We start from the raw sequence: 18,293 nt of genomic DNA, 5'->3' as shown, positions 1-18,293 counted from the left end.
TGACCCCTCTCTATCTCTCTATAATTCCCGTAATGCCGCAATCAACGCCGTGTTTTCTTTCGTCTGTTCATCTTTGATTTTCAACACTCGAGCTGGAGTCCCTCCCACCACTGTTTCTGGTGCTACATCTTCCAATACGACAGCACCTGCTGCAACAACGGCATTTTGACCGATACGAACACCTTCTACAATCACTGCATTTGCCCCTATCAATACCCCATCCTCAACAACTACAGGTTTTGCAGAAGCAGGTTCAATGACACCAGCTAGAACTGCTCCTGCCCCGATGTGACAATGGCTGCCAACGATTGCTCGTCCTCCTAATATCGCTCCCATATCAATCATCGTCCGTTCGCCGATCACTGCCCCAATATTGATGATCGCCCCCATCATAATGACCGCTTGGTCACCAATCGTTACTTGTTCACGAATGATCGCTCCTGGCTCAATGCGGGCATTGATAGCAGTGATGTCTAAAAGAGGAACCGCACTATTTCTTGCTTGTTGTTCGATTTCAATTGCCAAGATCTTCTCTGCTTCTTTTTCCAAGATAGGCGCAATCTTACGATAATCCCCAAAAACAACTGGACTATGGACTTCTCCGAAAACTTTGCTTTTTGGAAATTCAATTGGTTCTAAAAGATTTAAGTAAACTTTGACAGGGGTCTTCTTTTCAGCAGTTTGAATAAATTGAATGATTTCTTGTGCGTTCATTGTTTCCCTCCTTTAGGTGCGAACAAATCTTCTAAATGATAAAATCCTGGTGGCTGTTCTTTAAGCCAGTAACTTGCTTGTATGGCCCCTTGAGCAAAAATCCGATTCGAAAAAGCTTCATGTTTGATGCTCAGTACTTCATCGTTTCCAGCAAATAAGACTTCGTGTTCTCCTGGAAAAGAGCCTGCTCGAATGCTGTGGACACCGATCTCATTTGCTTGTCTTTCTTTATCTGTCCATTGATAGACGGGTGTCAGGTTTTGAACTGACTGCAACGTCTCCACCAAGTATTTAGCTGTTCCGGAAGGTGCATCTTTTTTTTGATCATGATGTTTTTCCATGACTTCAATCTGCCAACTGGCTAAGTCCATTGCTGCCTGTTTGATCAACCGGTTCATCACCATGATTCCTAGTGAAAAATTTGCACTATAAAGGACAGGGATCGTTTGAGCTGCTTTTTTGAGGTGTGCCAACTGTGCTTGTGAATAGCCAGTTGTTCCACTAACTAAAGGAACATGCGTTTCTTGACTATACGCCAAGACTTTTTCTAAATTGTCAGGATGTGAAAAATCAATGAGGATTTCCGGTGATTCAGCAAAATCGATTGATTGTAATCCTCTCAAAGAATGTATCACTTGTAGTGGGGAATCTCCTTGTTCTTTAACGATTTCTGCAATTCTTTGCCCCATTTTGCCATTCCCGATAATGCCGATGTTCATTGGCCATACACTCCTTTTTGTTTTAGTAAAACAGTAAGTTGTTTGATTTGTTTTTCATCAAGAGAAACTAATGGCAGTCGTAAAGGTCCTGCTGGCAGTCCTAAAATATTCATTGCACTCTTCACAGGGATTGGATTTGTTTCACTAAATAAGGCATTGATCACTGGCAATGCACCGAGTTGCTTTTCTTTAGCCGCGCCTAAGCGACCTTCATTAAAATCATGGACTAACTCATGAACGATTTTTGGTTGGATATTCGCCCAGACACTAATGACACCGATCCCTCCTACACTTAAAATCGGTAACGTCAAGTCATCATTGCCGCTATAAAGAACAAAAGATTCATTGACGAAACGAGCGACTTCCATCGTATAAGACATATCACCAGAAGCTTCTTTGATCCCAATGATCATCGAATGTTTTGCTAGTTGTTCAACTACTCTGATGGGTAATCTTAGACCCGTTCGAGCTGGTACGTGATAAAGGATGATTGGCACAGGAGAGGCATCTGCGATCGTTTTAAAATGTGCTAGTAAACCTGCTTCGCTCGTTTTATTGTAGTAAGGCGTGATAACTAATACTTGATCCGCTCCTAGTTCTGCAAAACGTTGGACTTTCCTACATGTCTCCGCCGTTGCATTTGTTCCCGCACCAGCGATAACTGGTAGACGACCCGCAACTTTTTTCACAGTCGTCCGTAAGATTTCCTCTTCTTCTTCCTGTGTCAGCGTAGGGGATTCACCAGTTGTGCCTAATATAAGCAAACCATCTGTGTGCTCATTGAGATGGAAATCAATCAGTTGTTCCAAACCGTTATAATCGATTGCTCCTGTTTCTGTCATCGGGGTAATAAGCGCTACGATCGATCCTTTAATCATCTTCATTCCTCCAGTTTTTCTGCCATTCATAACTTGCCGGTCCTGCCATAGTTATGGTCTTTTCCCCCGAAATGATCAAGTCGCCCTGTTCTAAATGGACAGTGGCATTTTCTTTTGAGAGATAACCATGGTCTTTTGCCACCACATACGCTGCACAACAACCTGTACCACACGCTAATGTCCAGCCTACCCCTCGTTCATAGGTGCGTACGATCAATTCACTGTCATTGACTTGTTGCACAAAATTCACATTCGTTTGTTCCTTGAATAGAGGGTGATGACAAAGTTTCTCTCCCGTCATTTGCGTTAATTCAGCTACCGCATCTTCGACAAAGACCACCGTATGGATTGTTCCCATAAAAACACTGGTTATTTCAAGCAATCGATCCTCTATCCATATCTTTTGTTGGATGATCGGTCTCGCTTGTTCTACTGCTAATTTACTTGGTGTATAATCTGGTTCCCCCATCCTTACCCTACAGTAAAAAGGTTCTTGCATCACAATCGTCACATCGATTGCTCCAGCCAATGTTTTTACTTGAAAATCCAGCTCTTCTATCAACTGTTGATCCTTCACGTAACGGGCAAAACAACGAATCCCATTTCCGCACATCGGCGCTTGGCTTCCATCCTTATTGTAGTAGATCATTTCCAGAGGATTGGTTTTTACGGCAATCAGTCCATCCGTATCAAAAAAATCTACAGCACACAGTTTTTTGGCCAACTGGCTGTAATTTGTTGCTTCATCGTAATCCACTAAAATAAAATCATTGCCACACCCATTATATTTGTGAAGTTCCATTGATTTCTCCTCTCAACAAATCGGCATATTCTTGTCTACGAACGACGAGTCTGGAAGCTCCTTCTTTGACAAAAACGACTGCGGGTCGTAAGGCACGATTATAATTGCTACTCATAGAATATCCATAGGCACCTGTAGCATAAACTGCTAACAAGTCGCCGGTTTGCGCCGGTGGTAAAAAGGTATTTTTGATCACTACATCCCCTGATTCACACATTTTACCCGCAATGGTCACTTTTACTGTCTTTTCTTCCCCTAATTTTTTCGCAAGATCACAGGTATAATTTGCCTGATAGAGTGCTGGTCGGATGTTGTCTGTCATCCCGCCATCTACAAAATAATAGTTCTGGTGAGGCGTTTCTTTGATATAGCCAATCGTATAAAGGGTCGTCCCAGCCTCTCCAACGATGCTTCGACCTGGCTCAATCAATAACTGCTTGATCGATAATTTTTTTTTGGCAAGTGCTTCTTCTGTATGACTAACCAACTTTTCCACTGCTTCTTCAATCGGTAATGGTGTATCCTCAGTGGTATAACGAATACCAAATCCCCCACCAAGATTCAATGAAAGAGGTTGGTCGAAATCTTGCAAATAACTCACTAGCTGATCAATCTCTGCGAACCAAGCTGTCATATCAAAAATTTGTGAACCAATATGCGCATGGAATCCTTCTAAAGAAAGATAGTCACTTTCTTGGATACAGCGAATCGCTTGTTGACAAGCTTCGCTCTCATACAACATGCCAAATTTCGAATCAATATGAGCGGTCACTATATATTCATGTGTATGCGCTTCTATCCCAACATTTAGTCGTAACATGATTGATAGTTTTTGCTCATACTCCCGACTCAATCTTTCCAACACTTCAACTTCCATTACATTATCAGCCACAAAATGAGATAGCCCATTCTCAATAGCGTAACGTAGTTCGTCTACTGTTTTGTTATTGCCATGGAAATAGATATTTTCTACGGGGAATTTTGCTTGTAATGCCGTGTAAATCTCTCCACCACTGACTACATCTAGACCTAACCCTTGGGAGTCAATCAGGCGTAGCATCTCAATCGTTTGGAAAGCTTTCGAAGCATATAAAATTTTTGTTTGAAAATGAACAGAAGTGAAACCACGCTTGAATGCCTTGATCGTTTCTTCCATTTTTTTCTCATCATATACATAAAGGGGTGTTTGGTACTTTTTTGCTAACTGACTTACTGGAATTTCACCGATCATTAATTCTGTCATTCTCATTTTCCCTCTTTTCAACCATTTTTTCTCATCAAATTGGATTTTCATTTCAATTTGAATATTATTTGAATAATATTAAACAACATAGTCATGATTGTCTAGTATAAACTGATTTTTTCTGAAATAAATGATTATTATTGCAATAAATTGCATATAAATAAAAAAATGGACATTCTAGAGAATAGTTTCCTTGTCTTCTACTTCTCGATAAAAGGTAGTTTTTTTTCCAAGCTTTGATGAAAAAAGATAAAAGAGTCGAAGATCTCAAAAATAGAGGTTCCTATTTTTGAGATCTTCGACTCTTTCTCGATACTCAATATTTCGTCATTCATTTATTTGTAGAAGATTGTTTTTTCATAGATGATCGTCTTTATAAACCTAAGTAAATAGCCAAAAACATCAAGGCCGCACCCAATATGACAAACAAATGCCAAATCACATGGGTGAATTTTTTGCTTTTCATACTATAAAAGATGGAACCGATCGAATAAGCCAATCCACCAGCCACTAATAACAATAAGCCTGTTAGATCTATATTGTGATACAATTTTGGCAACACCACAACGATTCCCCAGCCCATCACGTTGTAAATAATAGTCGAAACTTTAGAGACATGGTTTGTTTTTGTCAGTGTCAGACATTTATAGATCATCCCGATAACAGCAGTTGCCCAAACTACACTAAGTAAAACTAAACCTGATATTCCTTGGACGAACAATAGACAAAAGGGTGTATACGTTCCGGCAATCAATAAATAAATCGAACAATGGTCAAATACTTGGAAAACTTTTTTTGCTTTTGTAAAAATCAGACTATGAAACAAAGTTGAGCTAAAGAAAAGCAAAAACAACGAACTGCCATAAATTGCAAATGCCACATAATCCAAAGTAGTATGCGCACGATCCATCAATAAATTGAAACAAATCAGACTTAACAACGCTGCAAAACCATGGGTGACCGCATTTAACACTTCATTGACAATTTGATATTTCCGGCTAAATTCTATTTCCATCGATTATTCACTCCGTTCATTCATTACAATTGATTATACACCATCCACGTTCTAATTACAAAAACTTCGCTATCTAGTTTTGGAAACTACATAGATTTTTGTTCCCTTATTTTTTCTCTTTTGTAAAATATTTTAACAACATGACTAAAAAAAGCAATAAAAACGAACTTACCCCAAGTATTACTAATAGAATGAATTGTTGTTTCTTCTTTTTCACTTTTGCTAATGAATCAGTAACTTCTTTTTTATCAAGAGGAACACGATGACCGCGTACAAGTAATCGATGACTGTTGACCATATAAGGGGTACAAGTCACTAGGGTGACTAGGTCCTGTCCAGCTTGAATTTCAAGTCCTTCGGTTTCCGTTGGCTCCACCGTTTTTATTTGATCGACTTGATAAGCTAAATACTGTCCGTTGATCTCAATATAAAAACGATCCTTGTGTTTTAGTTTGGGCAAATCGGTAAACAACTTGGCTTGAGGTAGTCCACGATGACTTGAAAGAACTGCATGGGTGGATTCTCCCCCCACTGGATAAGACGTGCCTCCAAGCAAACACGCCCCTTTTTCTAATAGTGTAGGATTCGTTTCAACAAATATCGGCAACTCAACATTGATTTTGGGGATCGTCAAAACACCAACGGTATGTGACTCTATATATGTTTTTGTCGATTTTTGTGCTTCTTTTCCTTCAGAAGAAAAAGGGTCCGTGCCTGATTGCTGAACTTTTTCTGCTAAACGTTGGTTTTCTTCCACCATCTTTCTTTGAATAGCAGCCATTTTTTGCTCATTTTCACTTTTGGCTTTTTTCTGATAATTTCTGATCACAAGTTGATCCAGTGAATCGTTGATAGCATCACTGACGAAAGGGTAAGTTAGACTTGCTATGCCGATAAAGAATACCACCAACATCAACAGATCTAAAAAGTGCCATTTTCTTTGTTTCATTTTTCCACTCCCGTCAGTTTGCCTTAACTATTCAAGTTCATTTTGCTTTTTGTTTTCTTACCCAGTACATACCGGCGATTGTCAGCAAGATGATGCCGATGCCTAGGTAAAGTAAGATCCCTTGACCACCAGTTGCTGGTAGTGTACCTTTATGTTTATTTGGTACCTTATCTGGTGCAACTAATGCATCTGATACGAAATAAGAATTTGAATCAACTTCAAAAGCAATCCGTTCATTCAAACGTACATAATTGTTTGGTGCTTCTACTTCTTCCAAGTAATACGTACCATATTTCAAACCAGTGATATCGATTAGTCCATCACTTACAGTAGTAAAAGTTGTTGCTTCTTCTTTAGAAGTTGTCCAACTAACCGCTTTTGTTGCTGCATCAATCTTCGCATATTTTGCTGTCTCACTGTCTTGGTCGCGTACAACAAATGTAGCATCTGCTAAGGGTTGTGTTTGATCGACTGAACCGTCTACTTTAATAAATCGTTTACCACCAGTTACTACTTCTACAGTTGGCGGTGTTTGGTCTGTGGTATGGCCATTATCGACATTGGCTTCATTTTTATAGCCTTTAGTAGGATCTGCTAAATGGTTCAAGTACATGGAATAAACAAATCGTAAAGTTCCCCCTGGTGTCAATGAAGGAATAGCTGCTGGATTGATTGCCACTGTAAAACCATTCGTTTCTTCTATAACCTGATATTTTGTTGTATCGATGACTTGATTTCCATCATAAAGAACATAGCCTGTTGTACCTTCTGCTTGATTGATAAATGTCAATGCTTGGTCATGTGTATCCACTAGGTTGAACTTCGTGTATTTATTTTCTTCTCCCTCTTTATCTGCGATTCCTAAAGGGATATTTGTAGTAATTTCATAGCGAATGATTTCGCCAATAGCTACATCTTGTCCATTTAACTCTGGTGTTGTTTTTTCTACTTTTGATGTATCATTTTTCACCGTTTTTTCGACAGGAGTTTGACTGTTTGATACGATCGTAAACGTCGTATTTGTTTGAGAAGTGACTAATTCCGCTTGCTCTGGTGCTTTTACTTCTTCTAAAACATACTCTCCGACTTCTAAGTGATGGACGTGCAATTGTCCTTTTTCAATGGCAGATTCTACAAACTCACCATCACCTACTGCATAAGAATTTCCACTAATAAAATGCTTAGCTTGTTCTTTATCTGTTGTCCAAGTATAGATTCCTTGGGCCACGCCTTGAATGTATTTTGTTACCTCTGAGTCTTCTTTACGGATCACAAATTCTGCACCATTTAGTGCTTCTTCTTCTGCTGAGCCGATTTTTTTCACTTGTAAGATCCCGCTATTTTCAACAACATTTTTTGGATACAAATGAACGGTATTTAATTCTTCTGTGCCATATTTATAAGAACCATCCGCTTGTTTGATTAATTCATAGACTGGAAAAGCGATCACCATATTGGCTGATGGAGTGACACCGGTTTTTTCGTTTTCTTTAATGACATACACCGCATCTTTACCTGATTGTTTTTTCGGTAAAGACATGGTCAACTCACCGTCTGAATTCGTTTCACCTGTAGAAACTGGTGTTCCTGTAGTCATATTTTGAACAGCACTTTTTGCTTCATCGACTGTTGAACCGTTCGCACGAGCCTCATAAAAAGCATTGGTGACATCATATACCGCAAATGACACATCCGCTAACCCTTGATAGCTATCAAATTCGGACATTTCTTGACCCGTGTTTTGGATATTTTGTGCTGGAAAATCCAACATCTTTTTCTTATGGATCACCACTTGCGCTCCATTATCTATTGCATAAGCTTGTTTCATTGGTATCAACGTGAAAAGTGCTGCTATAAGGAAAAATAGCACATTAATTTTGTTCATTTTTAGTTTCATTGTTCTTCTCCCTTTCTTTTATCAATAAACTGATACAACCAAGAACGATCACAATTCCAATAACAAAATAAGCAGCTTTTTGTTCATTTGTTTTCGGGAAGAAAAGGGACTGACTTTTTTTCTTATTCCCTATTTTCAATGGATCACTTTGTTTACCATCTACTGCATAAGACATGCTTTTTACTGTAAATGAAATCGAGGATTGGTTTTTCACATAACCAGCTGGTGCTTTGATTTCTTCTAACTGGTAATCGCCATCCTTCAAACCATTGACTGAAAACAGTCCATTCGCATTTGAAGTCAGTGTCAGTGCATCTTTAGCCTTTTTCTCCCAATGGTAAATGCCATCGATCAAATGAAGGTATTCTCCATTTTGATTTTTCACTAAAAAGACAGCACCTTCTAATGGCTGTTGTTCGTTATTACTGGCCACTTTTTGGAACCATTTCCCTCCTGTGCGGATATGCGTTGTTTGACTTATTGAGTCCTCGCCAATATCCAAGATTGCATGGTTGTAAATTGCCTGATCAGCAATTGCTTCTTTTTTGAGTTGCATTTGGTACTTAATATTCACTGTTTGACCTGCTAGCGAAGCTAACTTGTCTTTTGCAAAGACAAGGCTAAAACCATTTTCTTGATTATGGACCGTAAACTCTTGCATTTTTTCTCCAGCTACTAACACTTCTAATGTTGCTGGTAAAAAAGCTAGTTCTTGATCCGCATGGTCACTGATGACACATGTTTCTTCATTTGAGAGTCGATCAGGCAATTGTAATTTCAAACTATAGCGGATCGTATCTCCGATTGAAAAATTATCTACCTTTTCCGCTAGTTTTTTTTCAAATACTAATGAAGAGCTAGGCTGTGTTGTTTTAGGATACAAATGGACCGTTGTTTGTTTCTGACCTTTTTCGTCATAAATAGGTAATACTACAACCATATTTTGGGTAGGATCTGAATCAGGTAGCCCTTCACTCGTTTCAACGAATAAATACACTTTATCTTTTTCCTGTTCTTTTTCAGGTAAATCAAAGACCGCCACACCTTCTTCGTTATCGACAGTTCTCGTGATTTTTTCCATGATGAAATCACCAGCCGGTGTTCCTTGTCTTGCAATGATCTGTTGCGCTTCTTCTAGATCAAATCCTTTTTCCCGTAACTGATAGAAAGCATTGGTGACATCATAAACTGCAAAGCTTGCACCATTTATACCTTGCTCGTTATTCAATATTCCTATATTTTCTGATTGTTCATTGGTTCCTATCAATTTATGCAGTCTAAATTGGATCATTGCTTCACTTTGGGCAAGACTCGTTTTAGGAAAAGCGAGTACCAGCATTGGGAGTAAGAACAAGATCAGCCATATCTTTCGTTTCATTCTTTTACCCCTCCTCTTTTATTCAGTAATGCATAGATGGGCAATGATACTACTGCATTAAAACCAAAGAAATAAAATCCTAAGCGTCCAGAACCACCTGTTTCTGGTAAGGGTACTTTGGCCTTGTTTGTAACCGTCAAGCGAAGTTGATTATTTTTTTCACCTTCCACTAGTTTTACTTCTAATAGTTGGTTATCCACTGTTGCCGTACCATCTTCTTTGATCACGATGGTCAATGCTTCTTTCAATCCTTGATAACCTTCAGGGGTATCTGTTTCCTCTAATGTGTAAGTTCCAGGTTTTAAATTTTCAAAAACAAACGTATCTGTTGCTGTTTCGTCTTCTGGCAATTGGATAGAAACGTCTTCCCCTTTTAATGTAAAAGATGCTCCTTTTAAGGGCTGACCTTCTTCTGTTTCTTTGCTCACAGTCAAATTAAAGGCTTTTAAATGATTCCTATGGGTCAATGTCCATACGTCTGTGTTATCCACATTCTGTCCATCATATGAAATTTCCCCATAAGGATCAATTTGGAATTCATAGTTTCCAGGAACAGTGTCATACCCTGCGGGACCTGCCACTTCTACCATACGATAGCCACCGGCTGTTTCGACTGTAAATGAAGCAAGACCAGATTCAGCCGTTACTTGTTCTTCAATCGTTTGATAACTTCCTGTTTCATCTTTGCGTTGTAACGCAAATGTAGCTCCCTTCAAGTTCACTTCCTTACCTACTTGTACCGTATATTTACGGATCGCGATTGGAATTTCTGAGAAAGGATTTTCAATCGTCAATTGGATCGTTTGATTGGATACAGATTGCGCCTTTTCATCGATCGTCACTTTTCCTTCTTCTGAAATCACGATTTTCCAAGTATGTTTTTCGGAAAGTTCATGTCCTTTAGGTGCATTGTTTTCTGTCAGTGTATAAGTTGCACCTTTTGCTAAGCGAACATCTTCTGGTAGTGAGTACGTACCGTCTTCATGGTCAACTAATGTGACATCTGTGTCTTTTCCAGTTACTTTAAATACCGCTCCTTTTAAAAGAGTATTGCCTGAAGAAGATCGTTTTGTCACATTCAAATCTAATGGGATGAATTGTTTCTTATTCCGCCAAGTCGTTGAATCGACTTTTTCTGATTCATAACCTGAAACAGGTAACTCTTTCACTGCGTCATACTCAAAAGATCCACCTTGATTATTGTAGGCTGGTAAGTTCAATGTTTCTTGATAATTTCCAGTTGCTACTTCTGAAAGCTGCGTTACTTCTTTTCTTTGCCATTTATCTACTGCATCGCCTTCAGGTTTTGTCAGTTTCAAATAACCGGTTTGCCAACTATTCGCTCCTGTCGTATTTTTGCGATTGATTTCATAGATGACTTGATCCGGACGATTCGTCACATCATGGTCGAATTCTTCCCATTCTTTCGTAAAGCTCAAACTCACTCCAAGAGCTTTCGCAGAAGGAACGCCAAATTCTGCGATCATTTCTGGAGCTTCTGTTGGTTGGAACGTAGTTTTCCCATTCATCTGATACCATTTTTCTGGTTGGAATGTCTTATCTTCTGTTTGTATTCTCACTTGATAATGGAGTTGGATCTCTTGTCCTTTTTCCAAATAAATTTGGTCCACATTCAATGTCTGACCTTCGACAGTCAGAACTGGATCAATAGACACAGGTAAAGAACCAACACTTTTAACCGTCGCACTACCTGTTTGATAAACAAAAGGATCGATGATTGGGTCAGTGATTTTCCCATTCACTACTGTTCCCGAAAGCTGGATCGCTTGTCTTGCCAAATAATCTGAGATGTCTGAAGCTTGATCCGCTGACTCATAGTACAATGTTCCTTCTTCACTTGAAGAAACCATTTTACGCATGCGTTGTTCAACCTCATTTTTTGAGAGTCTTGCAGGCAAGTCTGATTGAAGCTGGATTCCTAATCCATGGATTTCAATTCCAGCTTTTTTTAAAGCGATAGCCTCTCCCATAGTGGCTGTAAATGTAGAGTTATTTTCCTGTAGTCGATGATTTTGATCTTCTACAGAATAAGAGCGAAATGTTGATGTATCCCCTCGTCCTTCCACGTCACCAGTAAAGGTTATTCCATAATTAAGGCCATCGGCTTCTGTTTGGATACTCTCCACGTGATAAGAATAAGTAGGCACGCCATCCGTTAATAAAACGAGGATTTTTTTGTGGCCATTTTTTTCTGCTAATAGATCTCCTGCATCACGCAATGCTTGTTGTGTAAATGTTCCACCACGTGTAGTAGAAGGCGTGAAGGTTTTGAATTGTTCTTTGATAGAATCAAAACTCGTTAATGGTAATACACCATTTGTGTAACCTCTCCCTTTACTTGAATAGCCTACATAGCCCATATTGATTTTGTCTGATATCCCACTTTCTTCTAACGTATCGACAAAGCGGTTGATCCCATCTTTCACTTCTGCGATACGGCCTTGCTCATTCATACTGCCTGACCAGTCCACTACCAATACGACATCTAATGGAGTGACTTGTTTTTGGGTGTTCCCTCGAATATTCAAATATAAATCAAATAGTCCAGGTGTAGCTGTTTCTTTTGCAAATTTTCGGATCGCATAATCTGCGTTCGTTTTTTGACCACCATATTCAATGTAAGAGGTCTCTTTATTTTTAGGATTACCATCCCAAGACTCGATACCATCCCACTGTTCTCCACCATTTACATTTCCTTGATGATTGATGACGTTTTGATTTCCTTCAGGCTGCCATGCTGCACTTGGAAAAGTACCTGTATCATTTGTCGTATACGTTGGAGCAATCAATGGTAATACGGTTTTTGGCAATGATTGGCTTGCTAGAATTGGTAGATCAAAAGGACGAAAGACAGACGAATCATTCGATTCCTTTTCTTCTGTAGAGGATGTTTCTTGTGTGGTTGATGTTTCTTCTGTGATTGAAGCTTTTGTTGATGTTTCGGTTGTTGCTTCTTTTGATACTTCTGTCGATGTTTCTTTTGTTGTTGATTCTGTTGTAACGATATCTTTTACAGCATTTTCTTGTTCACTTTCTGGTATTTTTGGCTCTAGAGATAAGAGAAAAGTCTCCGCCTCAGGCAATAATAATTGATCTGGTTCTTCTTCTACCTGAATCTCTAGTTGTAATTGTTTCCTATCTTTTGGCAAAGAAACAGTCCATTCTTTTTCGACCATTTCTTTGCTGAATGCTGTCGTAAACCATTTTTTGTTGTCTGTGTCTACATAAGCAATCGATTTCTCATTTAGAGTTCCCACAAAGGTTCTCTCAGAATCTTCTACTTCATATAGTTGAAATAAAAACCGCCTTCCTTTTGTATTTTCAAGTACACGATAATTGAATTGTACTTGATCAGCTGTCTGAAGGAGACTCACCTCACCGTAATCATTTTTCATTACTACTATTGGTGTATCCTCTTTTGCTTGCACAGCATTTATTTGTTGAAAGCAACCATAAAAGAAAGAAAATATACCTACTAAACAAAGAACAAAAATTGATGATTTTCTTTTCATTTATGTATCCCTCCTTAAAAAAACTTTAAAATTCAATTAGATAATATAAAAAAAAGAAATAAATCACTATTTTTTCTCATTTTCTTCATTTTTGTATCTAAATAAAGTTTTAAAGTTATTTTTACCTCTTTTCGGACGTTTAATAAAAAGAAAAAATTAAAATAAACGTTATTTTAAAGAGTTTACATTTATATTTTTTCAAATATAACTAACAGAGAACTATAACTTTGAAATAGCTTCTCTTTATTTATTTCTTCCTTCATTGAGAATAAAAAAAAATTTGAAACGACTATTTACAAAAGAATATATATAAGGTGATAATAAAAAAAATGCCAAAGGAGATGACATATTGATCGAAAAGATCTTATTAGATGAACATTCAAGAATGAAGTTAAACGTTTATGGAAAGTTATTGATACTACCGCCAGGCGAATATATTCTTGATAATCTACGCGAGAATTTAGATAGTTATTTAAGTCTCGCACGCTTAAAAAAAATACTTTTTTCTATTCAAGAAGATTTAGAAAAAATCAATCATATTCAACTTCTAACAAATAAAAATAAGTTGTGTATCAATGACCAACTAATCCAATATATGCAATACCAAAATTTTCTTTCAACAGAAAGTGTTCCTTATAAATTGTTGATCAGTATCTTAACCGAGAAAGATACTGATCTAGCATCTTTTTGTAGCCGAAATTTTATCAGTCGATCAACTTGTTTCCGTCAAACAAAAAAACTCGCTGAATATTTAAAGGATTATCAGATCACTTTAAACCTCTCGAATCTCACTCTGAATGGTTCTGAGATGCTGATCCGCATCATCTTTTTCAACTTTTTCTGGTTTGTTTCTTTAGGGGAAAGTTTAAATGACGTAGCTTTTAGCACGGAGATCGAACAATTGATCTATAAACATGAAGGAAATGATTTAAAAAATCGATTTGAGATTGGAAAAAAACAAGCAAAGTTGCATTGCATCATCAGTTTATTGCGAATGAAAAGCGGCCATCCAACAGATATTTACGAATGCTCCTCTGATTCGTTTATCCCAAGTGAAACAAGTCTTGATTTCTTTTATGATTTTTTTGAAATTGCGTCACTTCCTTTAGACATCCTTGAAGTGAATTCGTTATTCTATTTGTTTTACTATTGGCCATTGCTATCTTCAAATCAGAATATCAATCTGCCACTCGTTCGTCATGCTTATGATCGACCAACAAACGAAATCAAACCGCTACTAGAGGATTTTGATGAACATTGTCAAAAATATATTGCTTCCTTTGACTTTGAGCATGAGCCTGCTCTTTATCTAAACATTTATCTTTCAATCTTGAATTTTAGTTTATTCAAACAAAATATTCCTTTGACAACGCTGTTTATTTCTTCTTATATTGAAGTGAAATACCCACTCCTACGTATTTTGACGAACAAGATCGAAGGGTATTGGAAAAAAGTAGCCAATCGAAAAAAGTACACTTGGCTCAAACCATGTGTCAAAGAACTTTCGTTTATCCAAGCATGCTTACTTTACCCTCACTATTCTCAGATTGAAGATAATTACAAACTAAAAGTTGGTTTCGTTAACGTATCGGAACATTTGATCTCTTCTGAAATCTTAAATCTAGGAGAAAAAATTCCTTTTGTCGATATCGAGCGAATCACCATGCCGATTACTAAAGAATACGATTTCTTGATCTTAGGTTCTCCCTTATTGATACCTGAAGGGCTTGAATCTTCAAAATATACTGTATTGGATTTTAGTCGTTACGGTAATTTTGAAACTGAGCTTTATCAAGAACTTTTAGAAGCACATCATGCAAAATTGCTGAATTTGACAAAACATGTATAAAAATTTACAAACAAAAAGCACCCTTACAAAACACATTGTTTTGCAAGGGTGCTTTTTCAAATGAAAAGGAGATTCCTTTTCTATTAGAAAATTATTTTGATGCGCGTTTCACATATGAACCTTCTGCAGTGTTGATTTCTAATAATTCATCAGCTTCAATAAAGTCTGGAACATTGACAACTAAACCAGTTTCCATTGTCGCAGGTTTTCCAGAACCAGTAACTGTCGCACCTTTGATTGATGGCTGTGTTTCAACCACACGTAATACGACTGTTGTTGGTAGTTGGACACCGATTACTTCACTACCAAAGAATTGGATCTTCACTTCCATATTTTCTAAGATATATTTCATTTCTTCTTCTACAGTTTCTACAGGGATTTCATATTGTTCATATGTTTCAAGATCCATAAAGAACGCTGTATCGTCCATTGTATATAAATACTGAACGGCTTTTGTGTCGATATGTGCTTTTTCAAATTTTTCTTCTGGTCTGAAAGTTGTATCATAAGTAGCTCCAGTACGCACATCTTTCAGTTTCATGCGCATGACTGTATTTCCTTTACCAGGTTTGTGATGACTCGCATCTAAAACTTTAATTAATTTGCCGTCTTGAACAAAAGTCATACCGGCTTTTAAATCACTTGCTGAGATCATTATTTTTGCTCCTTTTCTTTATCATAATCAACCTTATTGTATCAGACAACCGCTTAGAAAACTAGGATATTCTCACTTTTTGAATTTTAGTCTTTGACTTTCTAGTTTATTCATGCTATTTTTAATGAAATTATCGTTTGGAGGAGTAAACATGACAGTCAATTATTTAAAACAGATGAATGATTGTTGTTGTATGGTGTGTAAAAACAGCATACTATTTGTCATGTCTATTGATTGCCCTTCATAAATAGCAAACGAAGTGTCATTCTTTTTGAAAGTCCTTCGTTCGCTTTCGTTTATTTTATGATTTTTGAGGAGCTGATTGAATAGTCGGCTCCTTTTTATTTTACTTTCAGGAGGTTATGCCATGATCATCACGTCGATTACCGAAGCTATCGGTCAGACACCCCTTTATCAATTTACTGCTAAAGATTATCCCATGCCTAAAGGGTCAACTATTTATGCAAAACTAGAATATTTGAATCCGGGAGGCAGTATCAAAGACCGATTAGGACACTATTTATTACTTAATGGGTTTGCATCTGGAAAAATAACTAAAGATACAGTGATCATTGAACCTACTGCTGGAAATACTGGGATTGGCCTTGCATTATCGGCTTTAAAATACCAATTAAAAACCATTTTTGTAGTACCAGAAAAATTTAGTATTGAAAAACAACAATTGATGAAGGCTTTAGGAGCCACTATCATCCATACCCCTAGTGAAGATGGAATAAAAGGAGCCATTGAGAAAAGCAAAATACTCGCTGCTGAAATCGAAAATAGCTACTTACCTTTACAATTTGAAAATCCTGATAATCCTGCTGCCTATTATCATACCCTAGGCTCAGAATTGTTTCAGGAATTAAATGGCTCTATTGATAGTTTTGTCGCTGGTATTGGTAGTGGTGGAACGTTTGCGGGAACCGCTACTTTTTTAAAAGAACAACTACCGGATATACGATTAATCGGTGTCGAACCAGAAGGATCGATCTTAAATGGTGGTCCTTCCCATTCTCATGAGATTGAAGGAATTGGTGTCGAATTTGTCCCACCTTTTTTATCCTCTCTTACGATTGATCAGTTTGAAACCATTTCAGATCAAGAAGGGTTTGACTTTACACGTCAGTTGGCAAAAAATCAAGCCCTACTGGTCGGTAGTTCCAGTGGTGCCGCATTTGCAGCAGCTTTAAAAGAAATCCAACGTTTACCACAAGGACAGAGGGTTGTAACCATTTTTCCAGACGCCGCTGACCGTTACCTATCTAAACATATTTATCCTTAATGTTACGCAACCTTTAATCATTAAAAAAACTATACTAAAATTAATCAGGAGGAATCAATGATGCACATTCAAACAAAACTTATCCATGGTGGTATTAGCGAAGACCCGACAACTGGTGCAGTGAGTGTTCCTATCTATCAAACATCTACTTATCGTCAAAATGCCGTAGGCAGTCCCAAGCAATATGAATATTCTCGCTCAGGAAATCCAACACGCTTTGCTTTAGAAGAATTGATTGCTGACTTAGAAGGCGGTGTTCAGGGATTTGCATTTTCTTCAGGTTTAGCAGGAATCCATGCCGTTTTTGCTTTGTTCCAATCAGGAGATCATATTTTATTAGGCGATGATGTTTATGGAGGAACTTTCCGCTTGTTTGACCATGTTCTAACTAAAAACGGATTACAATATACTATCGTTGATACCAGTGATTTAACACAAATCGAAGAGGCAATCCAACCAAATACGAAGGCACTTTATCTTGAATCACCAAGTAACCCATTGTTGAAAATCACCGATTTGGAACAAAGTGCAGCACTCGCTAAAAGACATCAACTATTGACGATCGTCGATAATACTTTCGCTACCCCTTATTTTCAAAAACCTTTAGCATTAGGTGCTGATATCGTATTACACAGCGGAACCAAATATTTAGGTGGACATAGTGATGTCGTCGCTGGTTTAGTTACAACCAATCAAAAAGAATTAGCGGAGAAGATCGGTTTTTATCAGAATGCCATTGGTAGTGTGCTAGGACCACAAGATAGTTGGTTGATTCAACGAGGGATCAAAACATTAAGTGTCAGAATGGAAGAACATCAAAAAAATGCCTTTGCAATAGCTGAATTCTTGAAACAACAGCCCCAAGTTGAAGCAGTTTATTATCCAGGATTAGTTACTCATAAGAATCATGAAATCGCCGCACAACAAATGACTGGCTTTAGTGGCATGGTTTCATTCACCTTAAAAGATGATCAAGCAGCTATCCCATTTGTGGAAGCACTGAAACTATTTATCTTAGCGGAAAGTTTAGGTGGTGTAGAGAGTTTAGTCGAGATTCCTTCCGTCATGACCCATGCTTCTGTTCCAAAAGAAAAAAGAGAACAAGCAGGCATCAAAGATGGTTTGATCCGACTTTCTGCCGGAATCGAATATGGTCAAGATCTAATAGATGACTTAACTCAAGCATTTGAACAATTAGATAAATGATTATGTAAGGTGGTAAACTTATATTATTCTGTCTTTTGAACAATTAATTTTTAAAAGTACTGAAAAAAAATCTGGATCCCTACACCTATAAGTAAATAAGTGTTAAAATCAAAGTGAATCAAGTTTGTTGTTGTTTGAAGTATGGACTATTAAAAACAATACCTTACAAA

14 protein-coding genes are annotated in these 18,293 nt (G+C 37.6%); 3 read left to right on the top strand and 11 right to left on the bottom strand.

Going from position 1 to position 18,293, the window contains the following annotated elements:
- Window positions 1-18 precede the first annotated feature (18 nt).
- The 10 genes from dapD to A5844_RS07170 form a co-directional block, all read right to left on the bottom strand.
- The gene (gene dapD / locus A5844_RS07215; protein WP_086284525.1) at window positions 19-714 is read right to left on the bottom strand and encodes a 2,3,4,5-tetrahydropyridine-2,6-dicarboxylate N-acetyltransferase; all 696 of its coding nucleotides are present in this window, start codon (window positions 712-714) and stop codon (window positions 19-21) included.
- Window positions 711-1,433 carry a 4-hydroxy-tetrahydrodipicolinate reductase gene (gene dapB, locus A5844_RS07210; protein WP_086284524.1) on the bottom strand — a complete coding sequence of 241 codons (723 nt, stop codon included), beginning with the start codon at window positions 1,431-1,433 and terminating at the stop codon, window positions 711-713. The genes dapD and dapB overlap by 4 nt, the downstream gene beginning before the upstream one ends.
- Window positions 1,430-2,311, bottom strand: a complete 882-nt coding sequence (gene dapA, locus A5844_RS07205) for a 4-hydroxy-tetrahydrodipicolinate synthase (RefSeq protein WP_086284523.1) — start codon at window positions 2,309-2,311, stop codon at window positions 1,430-1,432. The genes dapB and dapA overlap by 4 nt, the downstream gene beginning before the upstream one ends.
- Complete coding sequence (dapF, locus tag A5844_RS07200) at window positions 2,304-3,113, bottom strand: diaminopimelate epimerase (protein ID WP_086284522.1); 810 nt, start codon at window positions 3,111-3,113, stop codon at window positions 2,304-2,306. The genes dapA and dapF overlap by 8 nt, the downstream gene beginning before the upstream one ends.
- Window positions 3,094-4,356 (bottom strand): diaminopimelate decarboxylase, encoded by a 1,263-nt coding sequence (gene lysA / locus A5844_RS07195; RefSeq protein WP_086284521.1) that lies wholly within the window; start codon window positions 4,354-4,356, stop codon window positions 3,094-3,096. Before lysA ends, dapF begins: the two co-directional genes overlap by 20 nt.
- A 373-nt stretch (window positions 4,357-4,729) precedes the next feature.
- The gene (gene trhA / locus A5844_RS07190; protein WP_086284520.1) at window positions 4,730-5,371 is read right to left on the bottom strand and encodes a PAQR family membrane homeostasis protein TrhA; all 642 of its coding nucleotides are present in this window, start codon (window positions 5,369-5,371) and stop codon (window positions 4,730-4,732) included.
- Window positions 5,372-5,477: 106 nt separating this feature from the next.
- Window positions 5,478-6,320, bottom strand: a complete 843-nt coding sequence (locus A5844_RS07185) for a class C sortase (RefSeq protein WP_086284519.1) — start codon at window positions 6,318-6,320, stop codon at window positions 5,478-5,480.
- A gap of 37 nt (window positions 6,321-6,357) precedes the next feature.
- Window positions 6,358-8,205, bottom strand: a complete 1,848-nt coding sequence (locus A5844_RS07180) for a SpaH/EbpB family LPXTG-anchored major pilin (RefSeq protein WP_086284685.1) — start codon at window positions 8,203-8,205, stop codon at window positions 6,358-6,360.
- Complete coding sequence (locus tag A5844_RS07175; protein ID WP_086284518.1) at window positions 8,192-9,595, bottom strand: SpaH/EbpB family LPXTG-anchored major pilin; 1,404 nt, start codon at window positions 9,593-9,595, stop codon at window positions 8,192-8,194. The genes A5844_RS07180 and A5844_RS07175 overlap by 14 nt, the downstream gene beginning before the upstream one ends.
- A complete protein-coding gene (locus tag A5844_RS07170; RefSeq protein ID WP_086284517.1) occupies window positions 9,592-13,128 on the bottom strand; it encodes a vWA domain-containing protein in 3,537 nt (1,178 codons plus the stop codon). The genes A5844_RS07175 and A5844_RS07170 overlap by 4 nt, the downstream gene beginning before the upstream one ends.
- 349 nt (window positions 13,129-13,477) lie before the next feature.
- Here A5844_RS07170 and A5844_RS07165 point away from each other — a divergent pair, with 349 nt between their 5' ends.
- Entirely contained in the window at window positions 13,478-14,977 is a 1,500-nt protein-coding gene (locus A5844_RS07165) for a helix-turn-helix domain-containing protein (RefSeq protein ID WP_086284516.1), read from the top strand.
- Window positions 14,978-15,068: 91 nt separating this feature from the next.
- Here A5844_RS07165 and efp read toward each other — a convergent pair whose 3' ends face one another.
- Entirely contained in the window at window positions 15,069-15,632 is a 564-nt protein-coding gene (efp, locus tag A5844_RS07160) for an elongation factor P (RefSeq protein ID WP_086284515.1), read from the bottom strand.
- Between the two features lie 367 nt (window positions 15,633-15,999).
- Between efp and A5844_RS07155 the strand changes: the two genes are divergently transcribed.
- Both A5844_RS07155 and A5844_RS07150 read left to right on the top strand, forming a co-directional pair.
- The gene (locus tag A5844_RS07155) at window positions 16,000-16,917 is read left to right on the top strand and encodes a PLP-dependent cysteine synthase family protein (RefSeq protein WP_086284514.1); all 918 of its coding nucleotides are present in this window, start codon (window positions 16,000-16,002) and stop codon (window positions 16,915-16,917) included.
- 60 nt (window positions 16,918-16,977) lie between these two features.
- Entirely contained in the window at window positions 16,978-18,123 is a 1,146-nt protein-coding gene (locus A5844_RS07150) for a cystathionine gamma-synthase (RefSeq protein WP_086284513.1), read from the top strand.
- Window positions 18,124-18,293 lie beyond the last annotated feature (170 nt).

Origin of the sequence: Candidatus Enterococcus wittei (genome assembly GCF_002140175.1) — a bacterium.
Classification (GTDB): domain Bacteria; phylum Bacillota; class Bacilli; order Lactobacillales; family Enterococcaceae; genus Enterococcus_B; species Enterococcus_B wittei.
The sequence above is the reverse complement of the archived record's forward strand: the minus strand, read 5'-3'. Positions and strand labels throughout refer to the sequence as shown.

Excerpts from the sequence above, each read along its gene's own strand:
- dapB (WP_086284524.1), bottom strand. The coding sequence starts at position 1,433 with ATGAACATCGGCATTATCGGGAATGGCAAAATGGGGCAAAGAATTGCA.
- dapA (WP_086284523.1), bottom strand. The coding sequence starts at position 2,311 with ATGATTAAAGGATCGATCGTAGCGCTTATTACCCCGATGACAGAAACA.
- A5844_RS07170 (WP_086284517.1), bottom strand. The coding sequence starts at position 13,128 with ATGAAAAGAAAATCATCAATTTTTGTTCTTTGTTTAGTAGGTATATTT.
- A5844_RS07180 (WP_086284685.1), bottom strand. The coding sequence starts at position 8,205 with ATGAACAAAATTAATGTGCTATTTTTCCTTATAGCAGCACTTTTCACG.
- A5844_RS07150 (WP_086284513.1), top strand. The coding sequence starts at position 16,978 with ATGCACATTCAAACAAAACTTATCCATGGTGGTATTAGCGAAGACCCG.
- A5844_RS07175 (WP_086284518.1), bottom strand. The coding sequence starts at position 9,595 with ATGAAACGAAAGATATGGCTGATCTTGTTCTTACTCCCAATGCTGGTA.
- lysA (WP_086284521.1), bottom strand. The coding sequence starts at position 4,356 with ATGACAGAATTAATGATCGGTGAAATTCCAGTAAGTCAGTTAGCAAAA.
- trhA (WP_086284520.1), bottom strand. The coding sequence starts at position 5,371 with ATGGAAATAGAATTTAGCCGGAAATATCAAATTGTCAATGAAGTGTTA.
- dapF (WP_086284522.1), bottom strand. The coding sequence starts at position 3,113 with ATGGAACTTCACAAATATAATGGGTGTGGCAATGATTTTATTTTAGTG.
- A5844_RS07185 (WP_086284519.1), bottom strand. The coding sequence starts at position 6,320 with ATGAAACAAAGAAAATGGCACTTTTTAGATCTGTTGATGTTGGTGGTA.
- dapD (WP_086284525.1), bottom strand. The coding sequence starts at position 714 with ATGAACGCACAAGAAATCATTCAATTTATTCAAACTGCTGAAAAGAAG.
- efp (WP_086284515.1), bottom strand. The coding sequence starts at position 15,632 with ATGATCTCAGCAAGTGATTTAAAAGCCGGTATGACTTTTGTTCAAGAC.
- A5844_RS07155 (WP_086284514.1), top strand. The coding sequence starts at position 16,000 with ATGATCATCACGTCGATTACCGAAGCTATCGGTCAGACACCCCTTTAT.